Origin of the sequence: Streptomyces sp. NPDC007983, assembly GCF_042958345.1 — a bacterium.
Classification (GTDB): domain Bacteria; phylum Actinomycetota; class Actinomycetes; order Streptomycetales; family Streptomycetaceae; genus Streptomyces.
The window spans coordinates 148,238-168,368 of sequence record NZ_JBIBJI010000004.1; the positions used below are offsets into that span (position 1 = coordinate 148,238).

Here is a 20,131-nt window from a genome sequence, read left to right on the forward strand (position 1 = left end):
ATCCCTTGCTGTCGCGCCGCCGTTACGCCCCTGGCTAAGGGCAGGCAAACCTTATCTCGCCCAAGTGAGGCCAGCCTAGCCTTACTTGGATATTTCTTGGCCGTGACCTGGCCGGGACCTGACCGGGACCTGATCCAGCCGGACGTGGGTGCGCCCGATCGGCACGATGAGCGGCCGGTCGCCCACCGGATCGTCAACGACCGTGGCGCGCAGCCCGAACGCCTCGTCCAGCAGCTCGGCGGTGATCACGTCACGGGGGTGCCCCTGCGCCAGGATCGAACCCGCCCGCATCACCACGAGGTTGTCGCTGTACCGCGTGGCCAGATTGAGGTCGTGCAGCACCATGACCACGGTGCACCCCGACTCGTGCAGATCGTCCACCAGGTCGAGCACATCGATGGCGTGCGCCAGATCCAGGTACGTGGTCGGCTCGTCGAGGAGCAGCAGATCGGTGCCCTGGGCCAGGGTCATCGAGATCCAGACACGCTGACGCTGCCCGCCGGACAGCGAGTCGACCTGGCGGTCGGCCAGATCCGACACCCCGGTCATGGCCAGCGCGCGCTCCACGGCGTCCGCGTCGTCCGAGGACCACTGCCGCAGCCAGCTCTGGTGCGGATGCCGCCCCCTGGCGACCAGGTCGGCCACCATCAGCCCCTCCGGCGCGACCGGCGCCTGCGGCAGCAGGCCCAGCTTCTTCGCCACGTCCCGGGTCCTGAGCTTGACGATGTCCTCGCCGTCCAGCACGACGGTCCCCCTGGCGGGCTTCAGCAGCCGCGTCAGGGTGCGCAGAAGCGTGGATTTCCCACAGCCGTTGGGCCCGATGATCGTGGTGATCACGCCCGGCGGGATCGCCACATCCAGGTCGTCGATGACGTTCCGGCCGCCGTACCCGACGGTGACGCCTCGGGCCGCCAGCCGTGAAAGGTCCTGGACCCCCGATTCGGTCTCGGTGCCGGTCTCTGTCCCGGTGACGCACTCGGCGCTCACAAGCCCCCCTGTCTTCACGTTCGCCCAATTCATTGCCATCTACCTGAGGTTCGCCCGCACCAGCAGACAGACGAGGAAGGGGCCGCCGATCACGGCGGTGACCACGCCCACCGGGAGCGAGATCGGCAGCGCGGTGCGCGCGATCAGATCCGCTCCGGTCAGCAGCAGCGCCCCCACCATGCCGGAGGCCACCATCGGCGGCGTCGGGCACCGGACCAGACGCATCGCCACCTGCGGCGCCACCAGCGCGACGAACGGGACCGGGCCCGCCACGCTCACCGCCACACCGGCCAGCAGCACCGCGCACAGCAGCAGGACGGCCCGCACCATCGAGTACCGGACGCCCAGGCCCGCGGCGACCTCGTCGCCCAGGTGCATCGGCTTGAACTGGAACGCCGCACAGGACACGACGACCACAAGGACGAGCGTGCACCACACGCCCATCCGGACCTCGCCCCACGAGCGGTTGTCCAGCGAGCCGACCAGCCACGCCTGAGCCCGGGCCACATCCTTGATGTCGGCCGTGGCCAGCAGCCACGTCGTGATCGCCTCCATCGCGGCGCTCACCGAGATGCCGATGAGGATGAGCCGGAAGCCGTCGATCCCGCGCCGCCACGCCAGGAAGTACACCAGCAGCCCCGTGCCGAGACCGCCCGCGAGCGCCGCCACGGACAGGCCCACGGCGCTGACGACCGCCGCGCCGGCCCCGCCCGACACCGTCACCAGGAACACCGAGACCACACCGGCGCCCCCGGTGATTCCCAGAATGTCCGGGCTGGCCAGCGGATTGCGCGCGACGGACTGCGTGATCGCCCCGGACACCCCCAACGCGATCCCCACGACGAGCCCGGCCAGGGCCCGCGGCATCCGCAGGTCCATGATGACGAACCGGTCGACCCGCTCGCCCCCGCCGAGGACCGTGGCGACCACCCGGGACAGGCCGATGGGGAACTCCCCGACGCCGATGGACAGGCAGAACACCAGGAAGGCCGCCGCCGCCAGCAGCAGGGTGACGCCTACGAGCCAGGGCCGCCACACGAACGACAGCCGGCCGAGCCGCACCCCCGGCGCGACCACCGATGGCTTCGCAACCGTGCGCTTCACGTCTGTTCCGCTCATGTGTCCTTGAACTTTCCGCGCCACACCAGAGCCGCGAAGAACGGGGCGCCCAGGAGGGCCACCACCACGCCCGCGTCCAACTCGCCCGGCCGCACCACCAAACGCCCCACGATGTCGCAGACCAGCAGGACGACGGCGCCGAGCAGGCCCGCGTACGGCACCAGCCAGCGATAGTCCGGCCCGGTCAGGTACCGGGCCACATGGGCCACCATGAGCCCGAGAAACGCGATGGGTCCGCACGCCGCCGTCGCCGCGCCCGCCAGCAGGGTGATCGCGACGATGCCGATGGTCCGGTTCAGCGCGATGTTCACGCCCAGCCCCCGCGCCACGTCGTCCCCCAGGTTGAGCAGGTTGATGGCGGGCAGCGTGATCAGGGCCAGCACCAGCCCGACAGCGATGAACGCAGCCACCGGCCAGATGACGTCGAATCCGACACCGGCCACGGAACCCGCGTTCCAGAACCGCAGCGCGTTCAGCGACTTCTGGTCCGCCAGAGCGACCGCCGTCGTCATCGCCGCCAGGAACACCGTGATCCCCTGCCCGGCCAGTGCGAGCGTCAGCGAATTCCCGGCGCCCCGGCCGATGCTCGCCAGCCCGAACACCACGACACCGGCGACCGCCGCCCCCAGGAAGGCGAACCAGACGTACTGGAACGGGTCGGCGAACCCGAACACGGCGATCACCGACACCACGGCGAACGAGGCGCCGGCATTCACCCCCAGCAGGCCCGTGTCCGCGATCGGGTTCCGCGTGTACCCCTGGATCAGCGCCCCGCCGACCCCGAGGGCGACGCCCGCCACGATCGCGAGCACCGTGCGGGGCACCCGCACCGTCCGCACGATGAGCCTGATCCCAGTGAGCCGCTGGTCGGAGTCCGGCCCGGCGAACAACCCGTGCCACACCTCGGCGGGGCTCAGCGCGCGCGCACCGACGGCCAGCGACACCGCCGCCACGGCCACCAGGACCACCACCAGTGCGCCCAGCCCCACCCCCCGCCGCCGGCGGGTCTCTGCCGCGCCCCCTGCTACGGGGCGCTCCATCACAGTCGTGCCCATGTCTCAGTACGTCATCCTCAACGCGCCGTGCTGCCGACTTCGTCGGCGGCCGGCCGGGCCTCGGCGGACGCGGACTGGACGCCCCGGGCGAGGAGCGAGTCCAGGATCTCGCCGACCCTGATCGCGGTGTTGGACAGCAGAGACGAGGTGATGCCGTGGGTGTGCTCCGTGCCGCCCTGCAGATAGATGCCGCAGCGCAGGCCGGGGTCCGTCGCGATGCGGTAGTCACGCTCGACGCGGACCAGGCCCTCGTCGTCGCGGAGGCAGTGGCCGGCGACCTCGCCGAGCAGTCCGATGGGGTCGACGGGGCTGTAACCGGTGGCGAAGACCACGGCATCCGCGTCGAGGAAGGTCTCCTCACCGGTGACGAGGGACCTCACGGTGGCACGGACCTGGGCGGGTGTCTCCTTGACGTCGGTGAGCCGGGACACGTTGAGGAAGCGCAGCCGCTCGGCGCCGAGTACCTTCTCCCGGTACGTCTGCCGGTACAGGTCGTCGATCAGGTCGATGTCCACCACGGAGTAGTTGGTGTTGCCGTGGTAGTCCATCAGCCGGCGTTTGACGTCCTCGGGCGCGGCGAAGTAGTCGTCGACCGCCGCCGGGTCGAAGATCCGGTTGGCGAAACCGCTGTCGTCGGCGGGGCTGTAGCCGTAGCGGGAGAAGACCGCGCACACCTCGGCCCCGGGGAAGCGGCGGTGCAGATAGGCCACGTTCTCGGCGGCGCTCTGCCCGGCGCCCACGACGATGAACCGGGAGGGCGAGGTGCCCTCCAGTTCGTCGGCCTTCGCCAGCAGTTCGGAGGTGTGCCAGACGCGGTCCCCGCGTTCCACGCCCTCCGGCATGAAGGGGCGCAGCCCGGTGCCGATGACGAGGTTGCGGGCCCGGTGGACCTCCAGCCCCTCCCCCGACCGGACCGTCACGTCCACGTACTCCACGGCCCCACCGCGCACGACGGGCGCGACGCCGACGACCTCGTGGCCGTAGGAGACCATGTCCTCGACCTTGGCCGCGGCCCACTCGAAGTAGTCGTGGAACTCCACCCGCAGTGGGAAGAGGTTCTTGTGGTTGATGAAGTCGATCAGCCGCCCCTTGCTCTGCAGGTAGCAGAGGAAGCTGAACTCGCTGGCCGGGTTCCGCAGCGTCACCAGGTCCTTGAGGAAGGACACCTGCATGGTCGCGTCGTCGATGAGCATGCCACGGTGCCAGCCGAAGCGCGGCTGCTGCTCGAAGAAGCGAGCGCTGACCGCCTCCTGTCCCCCGGCGCGTGCGTTGTGCTCGCCGAGTGCGATCGCCATGGCCACATTGGACGGCCCGAAGCCGATGCCAATGAGGTCGTGGACCGGTAAGTCGTGGACCGGCAATGCGTCACCAGGAAGAACCTGTGACATGTCACTCCCATCGTGCGGGGCAATCGCCTTTCAGGCGTGCGGAAGGTGGCGAGAGGGGGCACGCCGACGAAGCGGCACGCCAAGAATTTAGGTGAGCCTAAGCTAAACCAGTGAGGCTGTCGATAGGCCACCACAGGGAATCGGATGGCCCGCTGACATCAACTGACGCAACACAGAAGGTCGTTGCGCAATAAGGTAAGCCTTGCTTTACTTGCCCCCGGTCATCCCCTGCTGCGAGGAGGAACCCCATGCGGGTCGTCATGTTCGGTTACCAGACCTGGGGGCACCGAACCCTGCGAGCCCTCCTGGACTCCGAACATGACGTGGTACTGGTCGTGACGCACCCCAAGAGCGAGCACGCGTACGAGAAGATCTGGAGCGACTCCGTCGCCGACCTCGCCGAGGAGCACGGCGTCCCGGTGCTGATCCGCAACCGCCCCGACGACGAGGAGTTGTTCGCACGCCTCAAGGAGGCCGACCCGGACATCATCGTGGCGAACAACTGGCGGACGTGGATCCCCCCGCGCATCTTCGGCCTGCCGCGTCGCGGCACGCTCAACGTCCACGATTCGCTGCTGCCGAAGTACGCCGGGTTCTCGCCGCTGATCTGGGCCCTCATCAACGGCGAGTCCGAAGTGGGCGTCACCGCGCACATGATGAACGAGGAGCTCGACGCCGGGGACATCGTCCGGCAGGAGGCGGTCCCGGTCGGGCCGACGGACACCACCACCGATCTCTTCCACAAGACCGTCGACCTCATCGCCCCGGTCACGATCGGCGCGCTCGACCTCATCGCCGCCGGGCAGACGGAGTTCACCCAGCAGGACCGGTCCCGGGCGACCTTCTTCCACAAGCGGTCCGTCGAGGACATCCGCATCGACTGGACCTGGCCGGCGGAGGATCTCGAACGCCTGGTCCGCGCCCAGTCCGAGCCGTACCCCAGCACCTACGCCTTCCACCAGGGCAAGCGCCTCGAGGTCCTGGCCGCGGTCGTGTCCCAGGGCCGGTACGGCGGCACTCCCGGCCGCATCTTCTACCGCGAGGGTGACGGCGTGGTGATCGTCGCCGGAGCCGACGCCCGCACCGGCCGCAACCACGGCCTGGCCATCACGCGCGTGCGGACCGAGGAGGGCCACGAGATGGCCGCCACCGAGTACTTCACCTCCATGGGCGGGTACCTGACCAGCCACCCCTGACCCGCCCCGGGACGAGCCGTGGCCCCGTACCCACTTCCGCGGGGTACGGGGCCACGTGCGCGGCGGTGGGTCAGAGACCGGCCGCCGCGCTGTGCAGGTTCTTGGCGGCCAGGGCGAGCCCCTCGGTCTGGGAGTAGGCGGCGTCCTCGTGCTCGATGTTCACGGCCATGTCCGGGTCGACCTCCGCGAGGGCGCGCAGGAACTCGGTCCAGTAGGCGGTGTCGTGTCCGAGGCCGACGGCGACGAACTTCCACGCCGGGTTCTCCGGCCAGGCGTTGCACCAGAAGCCGTAGCCGGTGGGCACCTTGCCGGGGGCGTCGGCGGGCACGCGGGTGAACGACGAGTCCAGTACGCCACGGATGTCGGCGCCGGGGCAGAGCGTCGCGTCCTTCGCCGCGGCGTGGAACACCAGCGGGCCGAGCCACTTGATGGAGGCCACGATGTCCATGCCCTGCCACATCAGATGCGAGGGGTCCATCTCCGCGCCGACGTTGGTTGCGCCGGTCTCGTCGACCAGCCGCTTCAGGGTGACCGGGGAGAACACCAGGTTGTGCGGGTGCATCTCGACGGCCACCCGGACGCCGTTCTCCCGGGCCAGCGCGTCGATCTCCTTCCAGAACTCCACCGCCACGCCCCACTGGTAGTCCAGGACGTCCATGTAGACGCCGTCCCACGGGTTCACGACCCAGGACGGGTACTTGGCGTCGGGGTCGGAACCCGGTGTGCCGGACATGGTCACCACGTGCTTCACACCGAGCAGGCCCGCCAGCCGGATGGTGCGGCGCAGGTCGTCGGCGTGTTTCGGGCCGACGCCGGGGAGCGGGTTGAGCGGATTGCCGTTGCAGTTGAGTCCGGTCAGCTCCATCCCCCGGTCGGCGAAGGTGGCCAGGTACTCGTCCCGTGCGGTGGCCGAGGACAGCAGCAGGTCCACCGGGCAGTGCGGGGCGGGGATGAAGCCACCGGTGTTGACCTCCACGGAGGTCAGCCCGTTCTCCTTGAGGATGCCGAGGGCCTCGGTGAGCGTACGGTCGTGCAGACAGGCGGTGTAGGCGCCGAGCTTGAGAGCCATGGGTTTCTCCTTCGTACGGGGGTGGTCAGGAGGTGGCCGGGATGGTGACGGCGGCGCCGCCGTTGTGCGAGGACTCGACGACGGCCCGGATGATCTCCATGGTCCGCAGCCCGTCGGCGAAGGTGGCGCAGGCCGGCAGCGGGTCGGAGACGCCCGCGACCTGGTCGAGGAAGGCCCGCGCCTGGTAGGTGAACATCTCGGCGTTGCCGCCGCCCACGCCCGGCGCCTCCATCGGATAGCCGCCCTTGAAGTACGGCATCTGCGGCCCGGCGATGATGTGGCGCGCACCGCGCGTACGGGCGTCCGGCTGGGCGTCGTCGAAGAGGTACTCGGCGGGCCGGTGCTGGTCGAACGCCGCCCGCCCGCCGAGCCCCACGATGTCGAAGCCGAGTCCGTTGGGCAGGCCGAAGGCGGTGCGCGACAGTGAGAAGGTGCCCACGAGACCGGACTCGAAGCGCGCGGTGAAGGACGCGGTGTCCTCGTTCTCGACCTCGCCGAACTCATCCGAGACGGGGGCGGCGTTGTGTCCGACGACCGCGCCCAGCGGCAGCGGGCGCTTGGGGATCTGCGTCGACAGCGAGGCGCCGGAGACCGCGGCGATGGGACCGGCGATGTACTCGGCGGTGTCGATGACGTGGGCGCCGATGTCCCCGAGGGCGCCGGAGCCGGGGCCGCCCTTGAAGCGCCAGCTCAGCGGCCCGTTCGGGTCGGTGGCGTAGTCACACCAGTAGCGGCCGCTGAACAGGGTGAGGTCGCCCAAGTCACCGCGCTGGACGTGGTCGCGGACCGCGGAGATGGCGGGAGAGCGCCGGAAGGTGTACCCGACGGCCGTCACGACATCGGCGGTGCGCTCCAGCTCGGCCATCGCGCGGGCGTCCTCGAGCGATCCGGCCAGGGGCTTCTCGCACAGCACGTGCTTGCCCGCGGCGACCAGGGCCTCGGCGATCGGGCGGTGCAGATCGTTGCCGACGACGATGCTGACGGCGTCGATCGTCGGGTCCTCGGCCACGGCCTCCCAGCTGGGGAGCGCCTTCTCGTAGCCGTACCGGCGGGCGGCGTCCTCGCCGAGTGCGACATTGGCGTCGGCTATCGCGGCCAGACGGACCGGCGGCAGGCCGGCCGCGAAGACCGTGTTGACGTTGCGGTAACCGGCGGCGTGGGTGCGGCCGGCCATGCCGGCCCCGATCACCGCGACGGAAAGGGGCTTGCCGGACGTGGCCATGAATGTGCCTCTCAGCATGGTGGGGGTTGGTCAGGTCACTGTGGAGTGGGTGGTCAGGTGGCGGACTGGCCGCGGAAGTGGGCCTCGATGGCTTCCATCGAGCGGCCTCGCGTCTCGGGGACGGTGCGCAGGTAGGAGAAGATGGTGGCGACGTTGACCGCCGCGAAGAGCAGGAACGTGGCACCGCCGACGGCGGCGATCAGTGGCGGGAAGACCAGCGTCACCACGAAGTTGGCCGTCCAGGTGCCGAACACGGCCATGCCCATCGCGAAACCGCGCAGCCGGAGTGGGAAGATCTCGGAGAGCATCAGCCAGAAGACGGTCGCGACGCACCCCTGCATGAACAGCAGGAACATCAGCATGGACGCCAGGACGAGGTAGCTGCGGGCGGCCGAATCGGGCAGGGCCAGGAAGCAGAAGGCGATCAGCACCAGCGACACGGTGACGCCGATCTGTCCGGTCAGCAGCATCGGGCGCCGCCCGTACCGGCCCAGCAGCCACATGCCGGTGGACACGGCGAGCACCGCGACGACGCCGTTGGCGATGGTGGCCGTCAGCGCGGCCTGTGTGCCGAGCCCGGTGTCCAGCAGGATCGTGGGCGCGAAGTACATGATGGAGTTGACGCCGGTGAGCTGGGTCAGCGTGGCGAGCGCGAAACCGAATATCACCAGACGCCGCACCCACGGGGTGCGCAGATCGCCCCAACTCGCCTTCGGTTCATGGGCGTCGGCCATGACGCGCCGCTTGATCTCGGCGAACTCCGGCTCGACCACCTGCGGATCCCGGATGAGGCCCAGGGTGCGGGCGGCGTCGTCGAAGCGGCCCCGGGAGGCGAGCCAGCGCGGCGACTCGGGCACGAACAGCATGCCGATCCACAGCAGCACGGCCGGAATCGTGGCCAGCGCGAGCATCCAGCGCCAGACGCCGCCTTCGCCCATGGTCTTCGCGATGACCGCGTTCGAGGTGTAGGCCAGAAGCTGGCCGGTCACGATCATCAGCTCGTTCTGGGTCACCAGACGGCCGCGGTGTGCGGCGGGGGCCAGCTCGGCGATGAAGACCGGCACCGTGGCGGACGCGCCGCCGACGGCGAGCCCGAGCAGGATCCGGAACAGGACCATCACGACCAGGTCCGGTGCGAGCGCGGTACCCAGCGCGCCGATGAAGAACAGCACGGCGAGCCCGAGGATCGCCCGCTTGCGCCCGTAGCGGTCGGAGAGGCGCCCGCCGTACAGCGCGCCGAACGCGGCGCCCGCCACGAGGGAGGACGCGACGATCCCCTCGGTCAGGGGGGTGAGTCCGAGCCCGCCCTGCCCGGCCGACAGGGCCATGAAGGGGAGCGCGCCGGAGATGACGCCGGTGTCGTAGCCGAAGAGGAGTCCGCCGAACGTGGCGATGATGGTGATGACCCGCAGTCTTCGGTAGACCTGCGGCGATGCGTGGTCCGTGACCGCGTTGCTCTGTGTGGGGGCCTGGGGCGTGTCGTCCCTGACGTCCATGGCCACCTCCTAGGGTCGGGGTTAAAGCGCTTTAAGCCGGCTTCGGCGAGTACGATGCCCTCGCGCAAATGTCATGTCAATAGGTTGTCGCTACGCTGTTGCGCAGCGCGGCGGCCGCGGCCCGGCAGTCGCGGCCGCCCTGTTCAGCGGTTGCCCTTCGCGGCGAACTTGGCGACGGTGTCGACGTTGCCCTTGTCGACGAAGGCCGGGCCGGTCAGCACGGGCTGCTCGCCGCCGCCGCTGTAGTTGCCGTTGTTCTTGTAGCTCCACAGCGAGTCGACCGCCAAGTAGCCCTGCAGATAGGGCTGTTGGTCCACGGCAAACTGGACACTGCCCTTCTCGACGGCGGAGATGAGGTCCTTGTTGAGGTCGAAGGTCGCCACCTTCGCCTTACTGCCCGCGTCGGACGCCGCCTGCGCGGCCGTGAGCGCGAACGGCGCGCCGAGCGTGACCACTTCGTCGATGGACTTGTCCTGCCCGAGTTTGGCGTTGATGGTCGACTTCACCGAGGGCATGTCGGTGCCGTTGACGTAGAGGATGTCGGTCTTGCCGTGGAAGGTCTTCTTCACCCCGGCACAGCGCTCTTGGAGGTTGATGTCCCCCTGAGCCTGGATGACGCACAGGGCGTGCTGGGCGCCGATGGTGTTGATCTTGCTGCCGAGGGCCTGCCCGGAGACGGACTCGTCCTGGCCGAAGAACGACAGCAGACCTTGCTTCTTCCACACCGACAGCCCGGCGTTGAAGCCGACCACCGGGATACCGGCCTTCTCGGCCTTGGCGACCACGGCCTTCAGGGCGTCCGGCTTGGCGAGGGTGACGGCGATGCCGTCGACCTTCTGGTCGATCGCGTTCCGCACCAGGTTGGCCTGGTCGCCCGCGGTCTCGTCGCTGGAGTAGACGAGCTTGACGTTGTCCTTGGCGGCGGCTGCCTGGGCGCCCTTGCGGATGGTGTCCCAGAAGGTGTCACCGGCGGGCGCGTGGGTGACCATCGCGATCGTCATGCGGGGAGTGGAGGCCTTGCCCGCGGACACGTCGCTGCCCGCCTCTTCGGCCTTCTTCCCGCCGGAGCCGGAACAGCCCGCGAGCGTCAGGGCGGCCGAGACGGCCACGGCCACGATGGGGACGGCTCTTCGGGAGCGGGAAAGACAAACACGGTTCATGGCTCGTGCACCTCACTGTGCATCTGAAAGGGGGCGGGAGGGAGAGCAGGCGGAAGCCGCGCGCCGTGCGATGTCGTACGCACGCTCGCGAGCCGGCTTCGCAGGGATGACCAGAAGTGGTCAGGAGCGATTAAAGCGCTTTAAGTGCTGGTACTATCGACTCGTTTCCAAAGCGTGTCAAGGGCGTGGTGCGAGGAGATCGCTGTCCGGGAGGTACAGGTGGACGATGCCGATTCCGAGCGGCGCCAGAACGGCGCGAACAGGCGCCCCCGGCTCGAGGACGTGGCCGCCCGCGTAGGCGTGTCCACCGCGTCCGTCTCCCTGGTGCTGCGCGGGGTGTCCGGCCCCAGTGAGCGCACCCGGCAACGCGTCCTGAAGGCCGCCGCCGAGCTGGGCTACCAGGCGGATCGCACCGCCAGCCTGCTGGCCAGCAGGCGCACCCGGCTGCTCGGCGTCATGGTCGACGTCCACAGCCCCTACCACGCCGAAGTGGTCGACTATCTGCACACGGCCGCCGAGGAGGTCGGCTACGACCTCGTCCTCAGCACCCTGACCCGGACCCGTGACGAGCACACCGCCGTCGAGACCCTGCTGGCCTTCCGCAGCGAGGCCCTGATACTCCTCGGCCCGACCTCCCCCGCCGACACGCTCGCCGCCCTCGACCGCAAGGCCCCCGTGATCGTCGTCGGCCGCCGGATCACCGACGAGCAGCTGGATGTGGTCCGCACCGCGGACGACGACGGTGTCGGCCAGATCGTCGACCACCTGGCGGGGCTCGGCCACCGGGCCATCACCTACGTCGACGGCGGCAGGGGCGTCATCGCCACCGACCGGCGCCGCGGCTACCGCACCGCCATGCGCCGCCACGGCCTGGACACGCACATCAGGATCCTGCGCGGCGAGAACACCGAGGCGGCCGGCGAGCGCGCCGCCCGCCACCTCCTCGACGGCCCCGCCCTTCCCACCGCCGTGGTCGCCTTCAACGACCAGTGCGCCATCGGCGTCCTGGCCGCCCTCTCCCGCGCCGGTGTCGCCGTCCCCGGTGAGGTGTCCGTGGCCGGATACGACGACGACACCCTCTCCCGGCTGAGCTGCTTCAACCTGACCACGGTCAGCCAGAACGCCGAGCAGCAGGCCCGGCAGGCGGTGGCCGCCGCCGTCGAACGCCTCGACCAGGGCCGCACCGAGCCCCGCGAGGTCGTCCTCAGCCCGCAACTCGTCGTGCGCGGCACCGTGGCCGAGCCCGCCTGACCCGCCGCACGCGAAACGAGGGGCTCCCCGTACGCCATGCGCGCGGGGAGCCCCTCATTGCCACTCGGCAGAGCGCCTCAGATCAGGACTGGGGGCGGCTACCGTGGTTGGCGCCGTTCTTACGACGGGCCTTCTTCTTGCGACGTCGCTTCGACGACATGTCGCCCTCCTTCCAACGATGCTCTACCTGTGCCGATCACATCGGTGTCTCACGCCGTGATCATGGCGCGCTTACCCAGCTCGTCACGTCACACGCCACCCTCCATTGTGAAGGACCTCACGTCACCGCCACATCATGGTTGCCTAGCTTGCTAGGATGCTAGCATCGACACGTGGGTGATGAGGACGTCAAACAGTTCAACGTGTACCTGCCGATCGGGCTGATCAAGCAGGTCAAGTACCGCGCCATCGAGTCGGGCATGTCGTTGTCGGCGCTGGTCGCCGACGCGCTGCGCGCCTACCTCGACGACGCCGATGGGTCGTCCGGACAGCAATCGACCGAGCAGGAGAGCTGATATGGCAACCGAAGGCATCGAGGCCGTGTTTCTGACGACGCACAACTGGGGCAAGGCGGCGAGGTTCTTCCAAACCCTCGGCTACGAGCTGGAGTTCGCGACGGACCACAACTCCGGCCGGCTCCGCAACGGCGACGGGCCCTACGTGTTCATCGCCGAGGTTTCCGAGGACCAGGAGCCCGAGACGCGGATGGTGCTGAAGGTGCCGGACGCGGACGCGTTCCGGCCCGATGCGGCTGCCGTCGAGGTGGTCACCCCGTTCGAGAACACGCACTACGGGACCAGGGAGATGACCGTCCGCGACCCCGACGGGCGCCTGTGGAGCCTCCAGGCTCCCGCGGGCAGCTGACCCACGAAGGCCGGGGTGAAGGGAAAACACCATGGCGGACGAACACATCGAGGCGCCCGACAGCACCGCGGTGCGGACCGCGCTCTGGCGGGCCATGCACGTACGGGTCGACGCGCCCCCGCACGTGGTCGAGGACGAGGTCGGGCTGCGGCTGGTGGCGCCCGGCGAGGACTGGCGGGACCGGCCGGACATGGACCCGCACACCACCAGCGGGTTCCGGGCGGCCATGGTGGCCCGGGCCCGTTTCATCGAGGACCTGATCACCGAGCAGGCCGGGCGCGGCGTCGCCCAGTACGTCATCCTGGGCGCCGGCCTGGACACCTTCGCCCAGCGCGAGCCGGAGATCGCCTCCCGGCTGCGGATCTTCGAGGTCGACCAGCCGGGCCCCCAGGCCTGGAAGCGCCGCCGCCTCGCCGAACTCGGCTATGGCATCCCGGAATGGCTGCACCTGGTGCCGTTCGACTTCGAAGCGGGCGGATCGTGGCTGGAGCGGCTGGCCGCCGCCGGTTTTGATCCCGGGCAGCCGGCGGTCATCGTCTCCACCGGCGTCAGCATGTACCTCACCAGGGACGCCACCACCGCCACCCTGCGCCGGATCGCCGGGCTCGCCCCCGGGTCGACGCTCGCCATGACGTTCCTGCTGCCGATCGAACTCGTCGAGGACGCCGACCGGCCCGGCCTGCGGGCGAGCGAGGAGGGCGCGCGAGCCTCCGGAACGCCGTTCCTCAGCTTCTACACCCCGCAGGAGATGCTGGCCCTGGCCCGCGAAGCGGGCTTCCGGGACGCGCGCCACGTGTCGGGGGCATCGCACGCCGAGCGCTACTTCGCCGACCGCACCGACGGCCTTCGCCCGTCAAGCGGAGAGGACTTGCTGCTGGCCACCACCTGACTTCCCGCCATACGCCGGGGCTCATGCCCCGGCGTATGGCGGTCCGGCCCGAACAAGCCCCGTACGTGGTCTGGAAGACGTGGGCGCGGCGTGCGTGGGGACGTCCAGGACCTGGTGGGGCCACTGATCGTATCGCTGGCGCTGGTGCCGTTCCGTACCGCCTTCCCGCGGACCGACGCGGCTCTGGTACTGGTGGCGGTGGTGGTCGCCGTAGCCGCCCTGGGCCACCGGAGCGCCGGGGTGATCGCGGCGCTGTCGGCCACCGTCTGGTTCGACTTCTTCCTGATCCGCCCGTGGGGGCGCTGTCCGTCGCCGGCGCCCAGGAGGGCTGGACGGCCGCTCTGCTGCTCGTCATCGGTCTCGCCGTCTCGGAACTGGCGGTCCGCGCCCTCAACCAGCGGGATCAGGCGCAGGCGGCGCACGGCCGCCTCAAGCTGCTGCATGACGCCGGTACGGCCATCGGCGCCACCCTCGACGCGCAGCGGACCGCCCAGGAGCTGGCGCAGGTGGCGGTGGACCGGTTCGCCGACATCACCGTCGATCTGGCGGTGTGCGTCCTGGCCGGGGCCCGCGAGAACCATCCGCTGCTCCCCGTGGGCGGGCCGCCCGGGCTGGCCCTGTCCGGGCCGCGGGCCCGTGGTTCGCCCAGCGGGCGGCCGAGGATCGAACCCGATCTGCCGGCCCGCACCGACGGGCAGACGCTGGTCCCCGACCCCGCCGGGGCGGTGCTGGACTACGGCATGCGCTCGCTGATCACCGCTCCGCTGCGGGCGCGGGGCAGCATACTGGGGACGGTCTGCTTCTGGCGGGGCAGTCGATGTGGCCTCGCGCTATCTGCCGGCGGACTCGCGGGCCGGGGTGGGCGGCGACTGGTTCGATGTGATTCCGCTCTCCGGCAGCCGCGTCGCGCTCGTCGTCGGGGACGTGGTCGGCCACGGCATCAACGCCTGCGCCACCATGGGGCGGCTGCGCACCGCCGTGCGCACCCTGGCCGATGTGGACCTGCCGCCCGACGAGCTTCTCACCTACCTCGACGACCTGGTCATCCATCTCACCGATGACGAGCAGGACACCACCGCCGAAGAGACCATGGACACCGGCGCGGACCAGGCGACCACCGGCGAGGTGGGAGCGACCTGTCTGTACGCGGTCCACGATCCGGTCTCCCGGCACTGCGCGCTCGCGTCGGCCGGACACCCGCTGCCCGCCCTCGTCTCCCCCGACGGCGGGGCCGATCTGGTGCGCGGCTTCACCGGCCCGCCGCTCGGAGTGGGCGGCCCCTCGTTCGAGACCACCGAGCTGGAGCTGCCCGCGGGCAGCGTCCTCGCCCTGTACTCCGACGGCCTGGTGCGCTCCAGCGACCGCGATATCGACGCGGGGCTGACGAAGCTGTGCGACGCGCTGCCGGTGCCGGTGCCGGTGCCGGACACTTCCATGGACGCGGCCTGCGACACCGTCCTGTGCGCGCTGGCGGCGGACCGCCCGGCGGACGACATCACCCTGCTGCTCGCCCGTACGCACGCCCTGACCCCCGACCGGGTCGCCGGCTGGGACATCACCGCCGACCCGGCCGTGGTCATGCAGGCCCGGAAGCCGGCCGTCGAACAGCTCGACGCGGGGGGCTGTGGGATCTGCCCTTCATCACCGAGCTGCTGGTCAGCGAGCTGGTCACCCATGCCGTCCGCTACGGCGCCACGCCGATCCATCTGCGGCTGATCCGCGGCCGCAAGCTGATCTGCGAGGTGTCCGACGCCAGCAGCACCCCCCCATCTGCGCCGCAGCCCGCGCCTACGACGAGGGCGGCCGTGGCCTGGTGCTCGTCGCCCGGCTCAGCCACCACTGGGGAACGCGCCAGACCACGGCCGGGAAGACCATCTGGTGCGAGCAGAGGCTGCCCGCCACCGGATGCCCCTAGCCGAGCTTCTTGAGCAGCTCGGTGGCGAGGGGGCCGGAGGAGGCGGGGTTCTGGCCGGTGACGACGTTGCGGTCGACCTCGACGTGCGGCGCCCACGCCTCGCCGGGCTCGACGGTGAGCCCGGCCTCGGTCAGCCGGTCCTGCAGCAGCCACTTGGCGTTGCCGGCGGTGCCGGCCAGCTGCTCCTCGGTGTTCGTGAACGCGGTGATCCGGTAACCGGCGTACGCGTTGGTGCCGTCCTCCTTGACCGCCGCCAGCAGCGCGGCCGGGCCGTGGCACACCACGCCCACCGGCAGTCCCCGGTCCACCGCCTGCGTCAGGAGGCGCCCGGAGTCGGCGTCGACGGCGAGGTCCTCCATGGGGCCGTGGCCGCCGGGAACGTACACCGCGTCGAAGTCCTCGAGCCGCACATCGGCCAGGACGGCGGGCCGGTGCAACTCGGCGGCGGTCTCCACCACCTTGGTGAGCCGCGCGGCCTCCTCGGCGCCACCGGCGGCATCCGGGGCCAGGCTGACGGGGTCGACCGGCGACACCACACCGCCCGGAGTGGCCACCGTGACCTCATGCCCCGCGGCCTTGAAGGCCTCCAGCGGGACGACGGCCTCTTCCGCCCAGAAACCCGTGCGGTGGGTGCTGCCGTCCGCCAGCGTCCACGCGTCGGCACCGGTCATCACAAAAAGGATCTTCGCCATGTTTCTCTCCTCGTAACGGTGTTTTCACAGCGCGGTGAGGTACCGCCCTCCCCGCGACCTTTCCAGATCATCACTCTGCGCAGGATCCGGACGATCGACTACGCTCGGCGGATGGCGAAGTACTTCGATGTTCACCCCGACAATCCCCAAGCGCGCACCATCGGCAACGTGGCCGACAGGATCCGTTCCGGCGCGCTGGTCGCCTACCCGACGGACTCCTGTTTCGCACTGGGCTGCCAGATGGGCAACCGCGACGGCATCAGCCGGATCCGGTCGATCCGGAATCTCGACGACCGTCACCACTTCACCCTGGTGTGCCAGGACTTCTCGCAGCTGGGTCAGTTCGTGCACATCGACAAGGATGTGTTCCGGGCGATCAAGGCGGCGACGCCCGGCAGCTACACCTTCATCCTCCCGGCGACCAAGGAGGTGCCGCGGCAGCTGCCGCACCCGAAGAAGAAGACGGTCGGGGTGCGGATTCCGGACCACGCCGTCACCCAGGCGCTGCTCGCCGCCCTCGGTGAGCCGCTGCTGTCCAGCACCCTGTTGCTGCCCGGCGAGGACGAGCCGATGACCCAGGGCTGGGAGATCAAGGAACGGCTCGACCACGTGGTGGACGCCGTGGTCGACTCGGGAGACTGCGGCACCGAGCCGACCACGGTCATCGACTTCTCCGACGGTGAGGCCCAGATCGTACGCCGGGGAGCGGGCGACACCGCGCGGTTCGAATAGGACTAATCGTCGATGCACTTGGGGTACTTCGAGCCCCGGTTGCAGTCGTGGTAGTCGTACTTGCTGACCCGGAACTTCTTCTCCGCGCCCCCCTTGGCGGGATCGACGACCAGATAGAACTTCTTCCCGTCCTTGACCTTCTCGGTGACCTTCCCCTCCGGGCCTTTGTCGAAGTCCTGCGCGCACCCGGTGAGTGCAAGGGCGGTCACGGCCACGAGAGCGAGGGCGGGGGCGAGGCGGCGTTGCATGTGGTGCTCCTGATCGACTTGAAGACGAGGGCAGTCTAAGGTCATCGGCCACCCCGCTGAGCAGGCAGGGTCCACCGATCACACCCCCTTCACACACCACACTTCACACCGGCGCACCGGCACGCCGGGAAGCGGCCTGCCGGGGCCCGGGAGTTCGTCCAACGGCGCCTTTTGTCAGATCTCTTGACGCCCCGCCACCTCCGCCTTAGCTTCGGCGTTTATAAATGCAGACCGAGTACGCAAGTGTAGACGGCCAGGTCGAGTGTCGCGTCTCCCGCGGCACCGCGTCAGCACCCTCGGAGGTCGCCCGGGATGAGATCCTCCGTACGCTCCAACCGGCGGCCGAGGCGGGGCCGGGCGCGCCCCGCGCTCACCCTCGCGCTCTCGGGGGCCATGCTGCTGACCAGCGCGTGTGCCGTGGCGAACAGTGACGCCGCGGGTGATGCCGGGAGCGCCGGCGGCGGCACACTGCGGGTGGTTCTCACTCAGGAACCCCCGACGCTGGAGCCCTGTGAGTCCTCGTTGACCGCGACCGGAGTCGTCGTCCGCTCGAACGTCACCGAACCACTGGTTGAACGGGACCCGACCTCGGGCAAGCTGGAACCGCTGCTGGCGACCGGCTGGCAGCAGACCAAGCCCACGACGTGGACCTTCGGCATCCGCTCGGGCGTGACCTTCCAGAACGGGCGGCCGTTCACCGCTCAGGACGCCGCCTTCTCCATCGAACGCGCCGTCAACTCGGATCTCGCCTGCAACGTGGACGGCTATGTCTTCGGCGACGAGAAGCTCCGCGTGCGCGCGGTCAGCCCCACCCGGCTGACCGTCACCACCGAAAAGGCCGATCCCATCCTCCCGCTGCGGCTGAGCTTCATCGAGATCGTGCCGCGCACCACCGACACCCGGGCCAAGGTGCGCATACCGATCGGGACCGGCCCCTACGCCGTCAGAAAATGGGAGACCGGCGTGTCGATCTCTCTTGCCCGCAACGAAAGTTACTGGGGCAAGGCCCCCGCCTATCCCCGCGCCAGATATGTCTGGCGCAGCGACGCCAGTGTCCGGGCCGCGATGATCGACAAGGGTGAGGCCGACATCGCGACGGCGCTGGACCCCGTGGACGCGTCCAAGGACACCACCGTCGCCTACCCCAACAACGAGACGACCGCCCTGCGGCTGGACGGCCGTGAGGCACCGCTGGACGACATCCGGGTGCGCAAGGCAATCGGCATGGCCATCGACCGCACGGGCATCGTGGACGCCCTGCTCGGGGGGCTCGCCAAGCCCGCCGCACAACTCGTCCCGCCCGGTGTGGTGGGCCACAACGACGACCTGGCCACCACCCCGTACCGGGTGGCCGCGGCCCGCGCGCTGGTCGGGCAGGCGGCCGCCGACGGCGTCCCCGTCCACCGGCGGATCACCCTCGTCGCGCGCAACGGCCAGTTCGCCGGGATCGCGGAGGTGGCCGAGGCGCTGCAGTACCAGATGGCGCGCATCGGGCTGAACGTGCGGATCCGGATGGCGGACACCGCCACCCACCTCCAGTACCAATTGCGCCCGCTCCCCCGCGGCGTCGGGCCGATCGCACTGCTGATCATGCACGGCAACCAGGCCGGGGACGCGGCCTTCACCACCAGCCAGTACCTGCTGAGCGACGGCCCCCAGTCCACCTTCGGCACCCCGCGCCTCGACCGCCGCATCGCCGCGGCGAACGCGCTGTCCGGCAAGGCCCGGCAGAAGGCCTTCGCCGAGGTGCTCGCCTACCAGAACGAGAAGGTCGCGCAGTACGCCTATCTGGCGCATATGCGCGGGCTCCTCGGTCTGTCGCCCTCGGTGCGATACCGCCCGGACTCCGCCACCGGGGACGAGATGCGGCTGGCCGGGGTGCGGCCGGTGAAGGCACGGAAGGCGGGGAACCCCTGACATGGCGTCCTTCCTGCGCAAGCGCATCATCTCCAGCGCCATCCCCCTGGTGTTCGTGGTACTGGGCGTGTTCTGCCTGGCCCGCCTGACCGGCAACCCCGTCGACCTCTACCTCCCGCTGAGCGCCACCCCCGAGCAGCGCGCGGACTTCTCCGCCGCCCACGGCTTCGACGACTCCATCCCGGTGCAGCTGTGGGACTACCTCGGCAATGCCGCGCGGCTCGACTTCGGGACATCGCTGCGCACCGGGGAGTCCGCCGACTCGATGGTGCTGGAGGCGTTTCCCGTGACCCTCCAGCTCGCGGGCATGACCATGCTGCTGGCGGTCCTCGGCGCCCTGCTGGTCGGAAGCCTGGCCGCCTACCGGCCCCAGTCGGCCGTCGACCGGCTCGCCGGTCTGCTGTCGATGACCGCGGCCAGCATTCCCGACTTCTGGTTCGCGATCATGGGTGTGCTGGTCTTCGGAGTGGGGCTGGGCTGGCTGCCGACCTCCGGCACCCTGGGCGGTCCTGAGGTGTGGGTGCTGCCGCTGGCCACCTTGCTGATCCGCCCCTTCGGAGTGCTCGTGCAGGTGGTCCGCGGCAGCATGGTCGGCGCGCTGTCCGCGCCCTATGTCAAGGTCGCCCGCAGCAAGGGTGCCGATGCCACGCGCGTGGTGTTCGGGCATGCCCTGCGCAACGCCGTCACGCCCGTGCTGACCGTCGCCGGGGATCTCGCCGTCGGCCTCGTCAACGGCGCCGTGGTGGTGGAGACGATCTTCGGCTGGCCCGGGATCGGCAAGCTCATGATCGACTCGATTCTGCAGCGCGACTTCGCGGTGTTGCAGGCCGCCGTCCTGCTCACCGCCGTGACGATCTTCGCGCTGAACATCCTCGTCGACGTCTGCCACGCGCTGATCGACCCCCGAGTGCGCCAGGCGGTACCGGCGTGA

21 protein-coding genes are annotated in these 20,131 nt (G+C 70.0%); 10 read left to right on the forward strand and 11 right to left on the reverse strand.

Annotated elements, in window-relative coordinates; translation table 11 throughout:
• Nucleotides 1–81: 81 nt before the first annotated feature.
• Genes ACFZCY_RS14280 through ACFZCY_RS14295 form a run of 4 tightly spaced genes read right to left on the reverse strand, consistent with a single transcriptional unit; the run spans nucleotide 82 to nucleotide 4,549 of the window.
• A complete protein-coding gene (locus ACFZCY_RS14280; RefSeq protein WP_391172386.1) occupies nucleotides 82–987 on the reverse strand; it encodes an ATP-binding cassette domain-containing protein in 906 nt (301 codons plus the stop codon).
• Between the two features lie 39 nt (nucleotides 988–1,026).
• Nucleotides 1,027–2,106, reverse strand: a complete 1,080-nt coding sequence (locus ACFZCY_RS14285; RefSeq protein ID WP_391172388.1) for an iron chelate uptake ABC transporter family permease subunit — start codon at nucleotides 2,104–2,106, stop codon at nucleotides 1,027–1,029.
• Nucleotides 2,103–3,161: an iron chelate uptake ABC transporter family permease subunit gene (locus tag ACFZCY_RS14290; RefSeq protein ID WP_391172390.1), complete on the reverse strand. Its 1,059-nt coding sequence runs from the start codon at nucleotides 3,159–3,161 to the stop codon at nucleotides 2,103–2,105. The genes ACFZCY_RS14285 and ACFZCY_RS14290 overlap by 4 nt, the downstream gene beginning before the upstream one ends.
• A 17-nt stretch (nucleotides 3,162–3,178) precedes the next feature.
• Entirely contained in the window at nucleotides 3,179–4,549 is a 1,371-nt protein-coding gene (locus ACFZCY_RS14295; protein WP_391172392.1) for a SidA/IucD/PvdA family monooxygenase, read from the reverse strand.
• 248 nt (nucleotides 4,550–4,797) lie between these two features.
• Here ACFZCY_RS14295 and ACFZCY_RS14300 point away from each other — a divergent pair, with 248 nt between their 5' ends.
• On the forward strand, nucleotides 4,798–5,745 hold the full coding sequence (locus ACFZCY_RS14300) for a formyltransferase family protein (protein WP_391172394.1): 948 nt from the start codon (nucleotides 4,798–4,800) through the stop codon (nucleotides 5,743–5,745).
• A gap of 70 nt (nucleotides 5,746–5,815) precedes the next feature.
• On the opposite strand, the gene ACFZCY_RS14305 is transcribed toward ACFZCY_RS14300, so the two are convergent.
• The 4 genes from ACFZCY_RS14305 to ACFZCY_RS14320 form a co-directional block, all read right to left on the reverse strand.
• Nucleotides 5,816–6,814 (reverse strand): TIM barrel protein, encoded by a 999-nt coding sequence (locus ACFZCY_RS14305; protein WP_391172396.1) that lies wholly within the window; start codon nucleotides 6,812–6,814, stop codon nucleotides 5,816–5,818.
• A 25-nt stretch (nucleotides 6,815–6,839) separates the two neighbouring features.
• Entirely contained in the window at nucleotides 6,840–8,036 is a 1,197-nt protein-coding gene (locus tag ACFZCY_RS14310) for a Gfo/Idh/MocA family oxidoreductase (protein ID WP_391173628.1), read from the reverse strand.
• Between the two features lie 53 nt (nucleotides 8,037–8,089).
• A complete protein-coding gene (locus tag ACFZCY_RS14315) occupies nucleotides 8,090–9,532 on the reverse strand; it encodes a sugar porter family MFS transporter (RefSeq protein ID WP_391172398.1) in 1,443 nt (480 codons plus the stop codon).
• A 143-nt stretch (nucleotides 9,533–9,675) separates the two neighbouring features.
• Nucleotides 9,676–10,692 carry a substrate-binding domain-containing protein gene (locus ACFZCY_RS14320; protein WP_391172400.1) on the reverse strand — a complete coding sequence of 339 codons (1,017 nt, stop codon included), beginning with the start codon at nucleotides 10,690–10,692 and terminating at the stop codon, nucleotides 9,676–9,678.
• A gap of 219 nt (nucleotides 10,693–10,911) precedes the next feature.
• On the opposite strand from ACFZCY_RS14320, the gene ACFZCY_RS14325 reads away from it, so the two are divergent.
• Nucleotides 10,912–11,943, forward strand: coding sequence for a substrate-binding domain-containing protein (locus tag ACFZCY_RS14325; protein WP_391172402.1), 1,032 nt, complete (start codon nucleotides 10,912–10,914; stop codon nucleotides 11,941–11,943).
• A gap of 82 nt (nucleotides 11,944–12,025) precedes the next feature.
• On the opposite strand, the gene ACFZCY_RS14330 is transcribed toward ACFZCY_RS14325, so the two are convergent.
• Nucleotides 12,026–12,103 carry a 50S ribosomal protein bL37 gene (locus ACFZCY_RS14330; protein ID WP_370443954.1) on the reverse strand — a complete coding sequence of 26 codons (78 nt, stop codon included), beginning with the start codon at nucleotides 12,101–12,103 and terminating at the stop codon, nucleotides 12,026–12,028.
• 172 nt (nucleotides 12,104–12,275) lie between these two features.
• Here ACFZCY_RS14330 and ACFZCY_RS14335 point away from each other — a divergent pair, with 172 nt between their 5' ends.
• The 5 genes from ACFZCY_RS14335 to ACFZCY_RS14355 all read left to right on the forward strand — a co-directional run bounded on the left by ACFZCY_RS14335 (nucleotide 12,276) and on the right by ACFZCY_RS14355 (nucleotide 15,412).
• A complete protein-coding gene (locus ACFZCY_RS14335) occupies nucleotides 12,276–12,458 on the forward strand; it encodes a CopG family transcriptional regulator (RefSeq protein WP_391172404.1) in 183 nt (60 codons plus the stop codon).
• Nucleotide 12,459: 1 nt separating this feature from the next.
• Nucleotides 12,460–12,807: a VOC family protein gene (locus ACFZCY_RS14340; protein ID WP_391172406.1), complete on the forward strand. Its 348-nt coding sequence runs from the start codon at nucleotides 12,460–12,462 to the stop codon at nucleotides 12,805–12,807.
• Nucleotides 12,808–12,838: 31 nt separating this feature from the next.
• On the forward strand, nucleotides 12,839–13,696 hold the full coding sequence (locus tag ACFZCY_RS14345; protein WP_391172408.1) for an SAM-dependent methyltransferase: 858 nt from the start codon (nucleotides 12,839–12,841) through the stop codon (nucleotides 13,694–13,696).
• A gap of 144 nt (nucleotides 13,697–13,840) precedes the next feature.
• Nucleotides 13,841–14,449, forward strand: coding sequence for a DUF4118 domain-containing protein (locus tag ACFZCY_RS14350; RefSeq protein ID WP_391173631.1), 609 nt, complete (start codon nucleotides 13,841–13,843; stop codon nucleotides 14,447–14,449).
• Nucleotides 14,450–14,515: 66 nt separating this feature from the next.
• Entirely contained in the window at nucleotides 14,516–15,412 is an 897-nt protein-coding gene (locus tag ACFZCY_RS14355) for a SpoIIE family protein phosphatase (protein WP_391172411.1), read from the forward strand.
• Nucleotides 15,413–15,607: 195 nt separating this feature from the next.
• Here the strand turns inward: ACFZCY_RS14355 and ACFZCY_RS14360 are convergent, their stop codons facing one another.
• A complete protein-coding gene (locus tag ACFZCY_RS14360; RefSeq protein ID WP_391172413.1) occupies nucleotides 15,608–16,303 on the reverse strand; it encodes a DJ-1/PfpI family protein in 696 nt (231 codons plus the stop codon).
• A 111-nt stretch (nucleotides 16,304–16,414) separates the two neighbouring features.
• Here ACFZCY_RS14360 and ACFZCY_RS14365 point away from each other — a divergent pair, with 111 nt between their 5' ends.
• Entirely contained in the window at nucleotides 16,415–17,035 is a 621-nt protein-coding gene (locus tag ACFZCY_RS14365) for an L-threonylcarbamoyladenylate synthase (protein WP_391172415.1), read from the forward strand.
• A 2-nt stretch (nucleotides 17,036–17,037) separates the two neighbouring features.
• On the opposite strand, the gene ACFZCY_RS14370 is transcribed toward ACFZCY_RS14365, so the two are convergent.
• Nucleotides 17,038–17,283: a hypothetical protein gene (locus tag ACFZCY_RS14370; protein WP_361472722.1), complete on the reverse strand. Its 246-nt coding sequence runs from the start codon at nucleotides 17,281–17,283 to the stop codon at nucleotides 17,038–17,040.
• A gap of 312 nt (nucleotides 17,284–17,595) precedes the next feature.
• On the opposite strand from ACFZCY_RS14370, the gene ACFZCY_RS14375 reads away from it, so the two are divergent.
• Together ACFZCY_RS14375 and ACFZCY_RS14380 are read left to right on the forward strand one after the other, a co-directional pair.
• Nucleotides 17,596–19,200, forward strand: a complete 1,605-nt coding sequence (locus tag ACFZCY_RS14375; RefSeq protein WP_391172417.1) for an ABC transporter substrate-binding protein — start codon at nucleotides 17,596–17,598, stop codon at nucleotides 19,198–19,200.
• 1 nt (nucleotide 19,201) lies between these two features.
• Nucleotides 19,202–20,131: an ABC transporter permease subunit gene (locus ACFZCY_RS14380; protein WP_391172419.1), complete on the forward strand. Its 930-nt coding sequence runs from the start codon at nucleotides 19,202–19,204 to the stop codon at nucleotides 20,129–20,131.

What these genes read in the sequence shown, in the direction of transcription:
- ACFZCY_RS14285 (WP_391172388.1), bottom strand. Translation starts at nt 2,106, where the DNA reads ATGAGCGGAACAGACGTGAAGCGCACGGTTGCGAAGCCATCGGTGGTC.
- ACFZCY_RS14290 (WP_391172390.1), bottom strand. Translation starts at nt 3,161, where the DNA reads ATGGGCACGACTGTGATGGAGCGCCCCGTAGCAGGGGGCGCGGCAGAG.
- ACFZCY_RS14295 (WP_391172392.1), bottom strand. Translation starts at nt 4,549, where the DNA reads ATGTCACAGGTTCTTCCTGGTGACGCATTGCCGGTCCACGACTTACCG.
- ACFZCY_RS14300 (WP_391172394.1), top strand. Translation starts at nt 4,798, where the DNA reads ATGCGGGTCGTCATGTTCGGTTACCAGACCTGGGGGCACCGAACCCTG.
- ACFZCY_RS14305 (WP_391172396.1), bottom strand. Translation starts at nt 6,814, where the DNA reads ATGGCTCTCAAGCTCGGCGCCTACACCGCCTGTCTGCACGACCGTACG.
- ACFZCY_RS14310 (WP_391173628.1), bottom strand. Translation starts at nt 8,036, where the DNA reads ATGGCCACGTCCGGCAAGCCCCTTTCCGTCGCGGTGATCGGGGCCGGC.
- ACFZCY_RS14315 (WP_391172398.1), bottom strand. Translation starts at nt 9,532, where the DNA reads ATGGACGTCAGGGACGACACGCCCCAGGCCCCCACACAGAGCAACGCG.
- ACFZCY_RS14320 (WP_391172400.1), bottom strand. Translation starts at nt 10,692, where the DNA reads ATGAACCGTGTTTGTCTTTCCCGCTCCCGAAGAGCCGTCCCCATCGTG.
- ACFZCY_RS14330 (WP_370443954.1), bottom strand. Translation starts at nt 12,103, where the DNA reads ATGTCGTCGAAGCGACGTCGCAAGAAGAAGGCCCGTCGTAAGAACGGC.
- ACFZCY_RS14340 (WP_391172406.1), top strand. Translation starts at nt 12,460, where the DNA reads ATGGCAACCGAAGGCATCGAGGCCGTGTTTCTGACGACGCACAACTGG.
- ACFZCY_RS14345 (WP_391172408.1), top strand. Translation starts at nt 12,839, where the DNA reads ATGGCGGACGAACACATCGAGGCGCCCGACAGCACCGCGGTGCGGACC.
- ACFZCY_RS14360 (WP_391172413.1), bottom strand. Translation starts at nt 16,303, where the DNA reads ATGGCGAAGATCCTTTTTGTGATGACCGGTGCCGACGCGTGGACGCTG.
- ACFZCY_RS14365 (WP_391172415.1), top strand. Translation starts at nt 16,415, where the DNA reads ATGGCGAAGTACTTCGATGTTCACCCCGACAATCCCCAAGCGCGCACC.
- ACFZCY_RS14370 (WP_361472722.1), bottom strand. Translation starts at nt 17,283, where the DNA reads ATGCAACGCCGCCTCGCCCCCGCCCTCGCTCTCGTGGCCGTGACCGCC.
- ACFZCY_RS14375 (WP_391172417.1), top strand. Translation starts at nt 17,596, where the DNA reads ATGAGATCCTCCGTACGCTCCAACCGGCGGCCGAGGCGGGGCCGGGCG.
- ACFZCY_RS14380 (WP_391172419.1), top strand. Translation starts at nt 19,202, where the DNA reads ATGGCGTCCTTCCTGCGCAAGCGCATCATCTCCAGCGCCATCCCCCTG.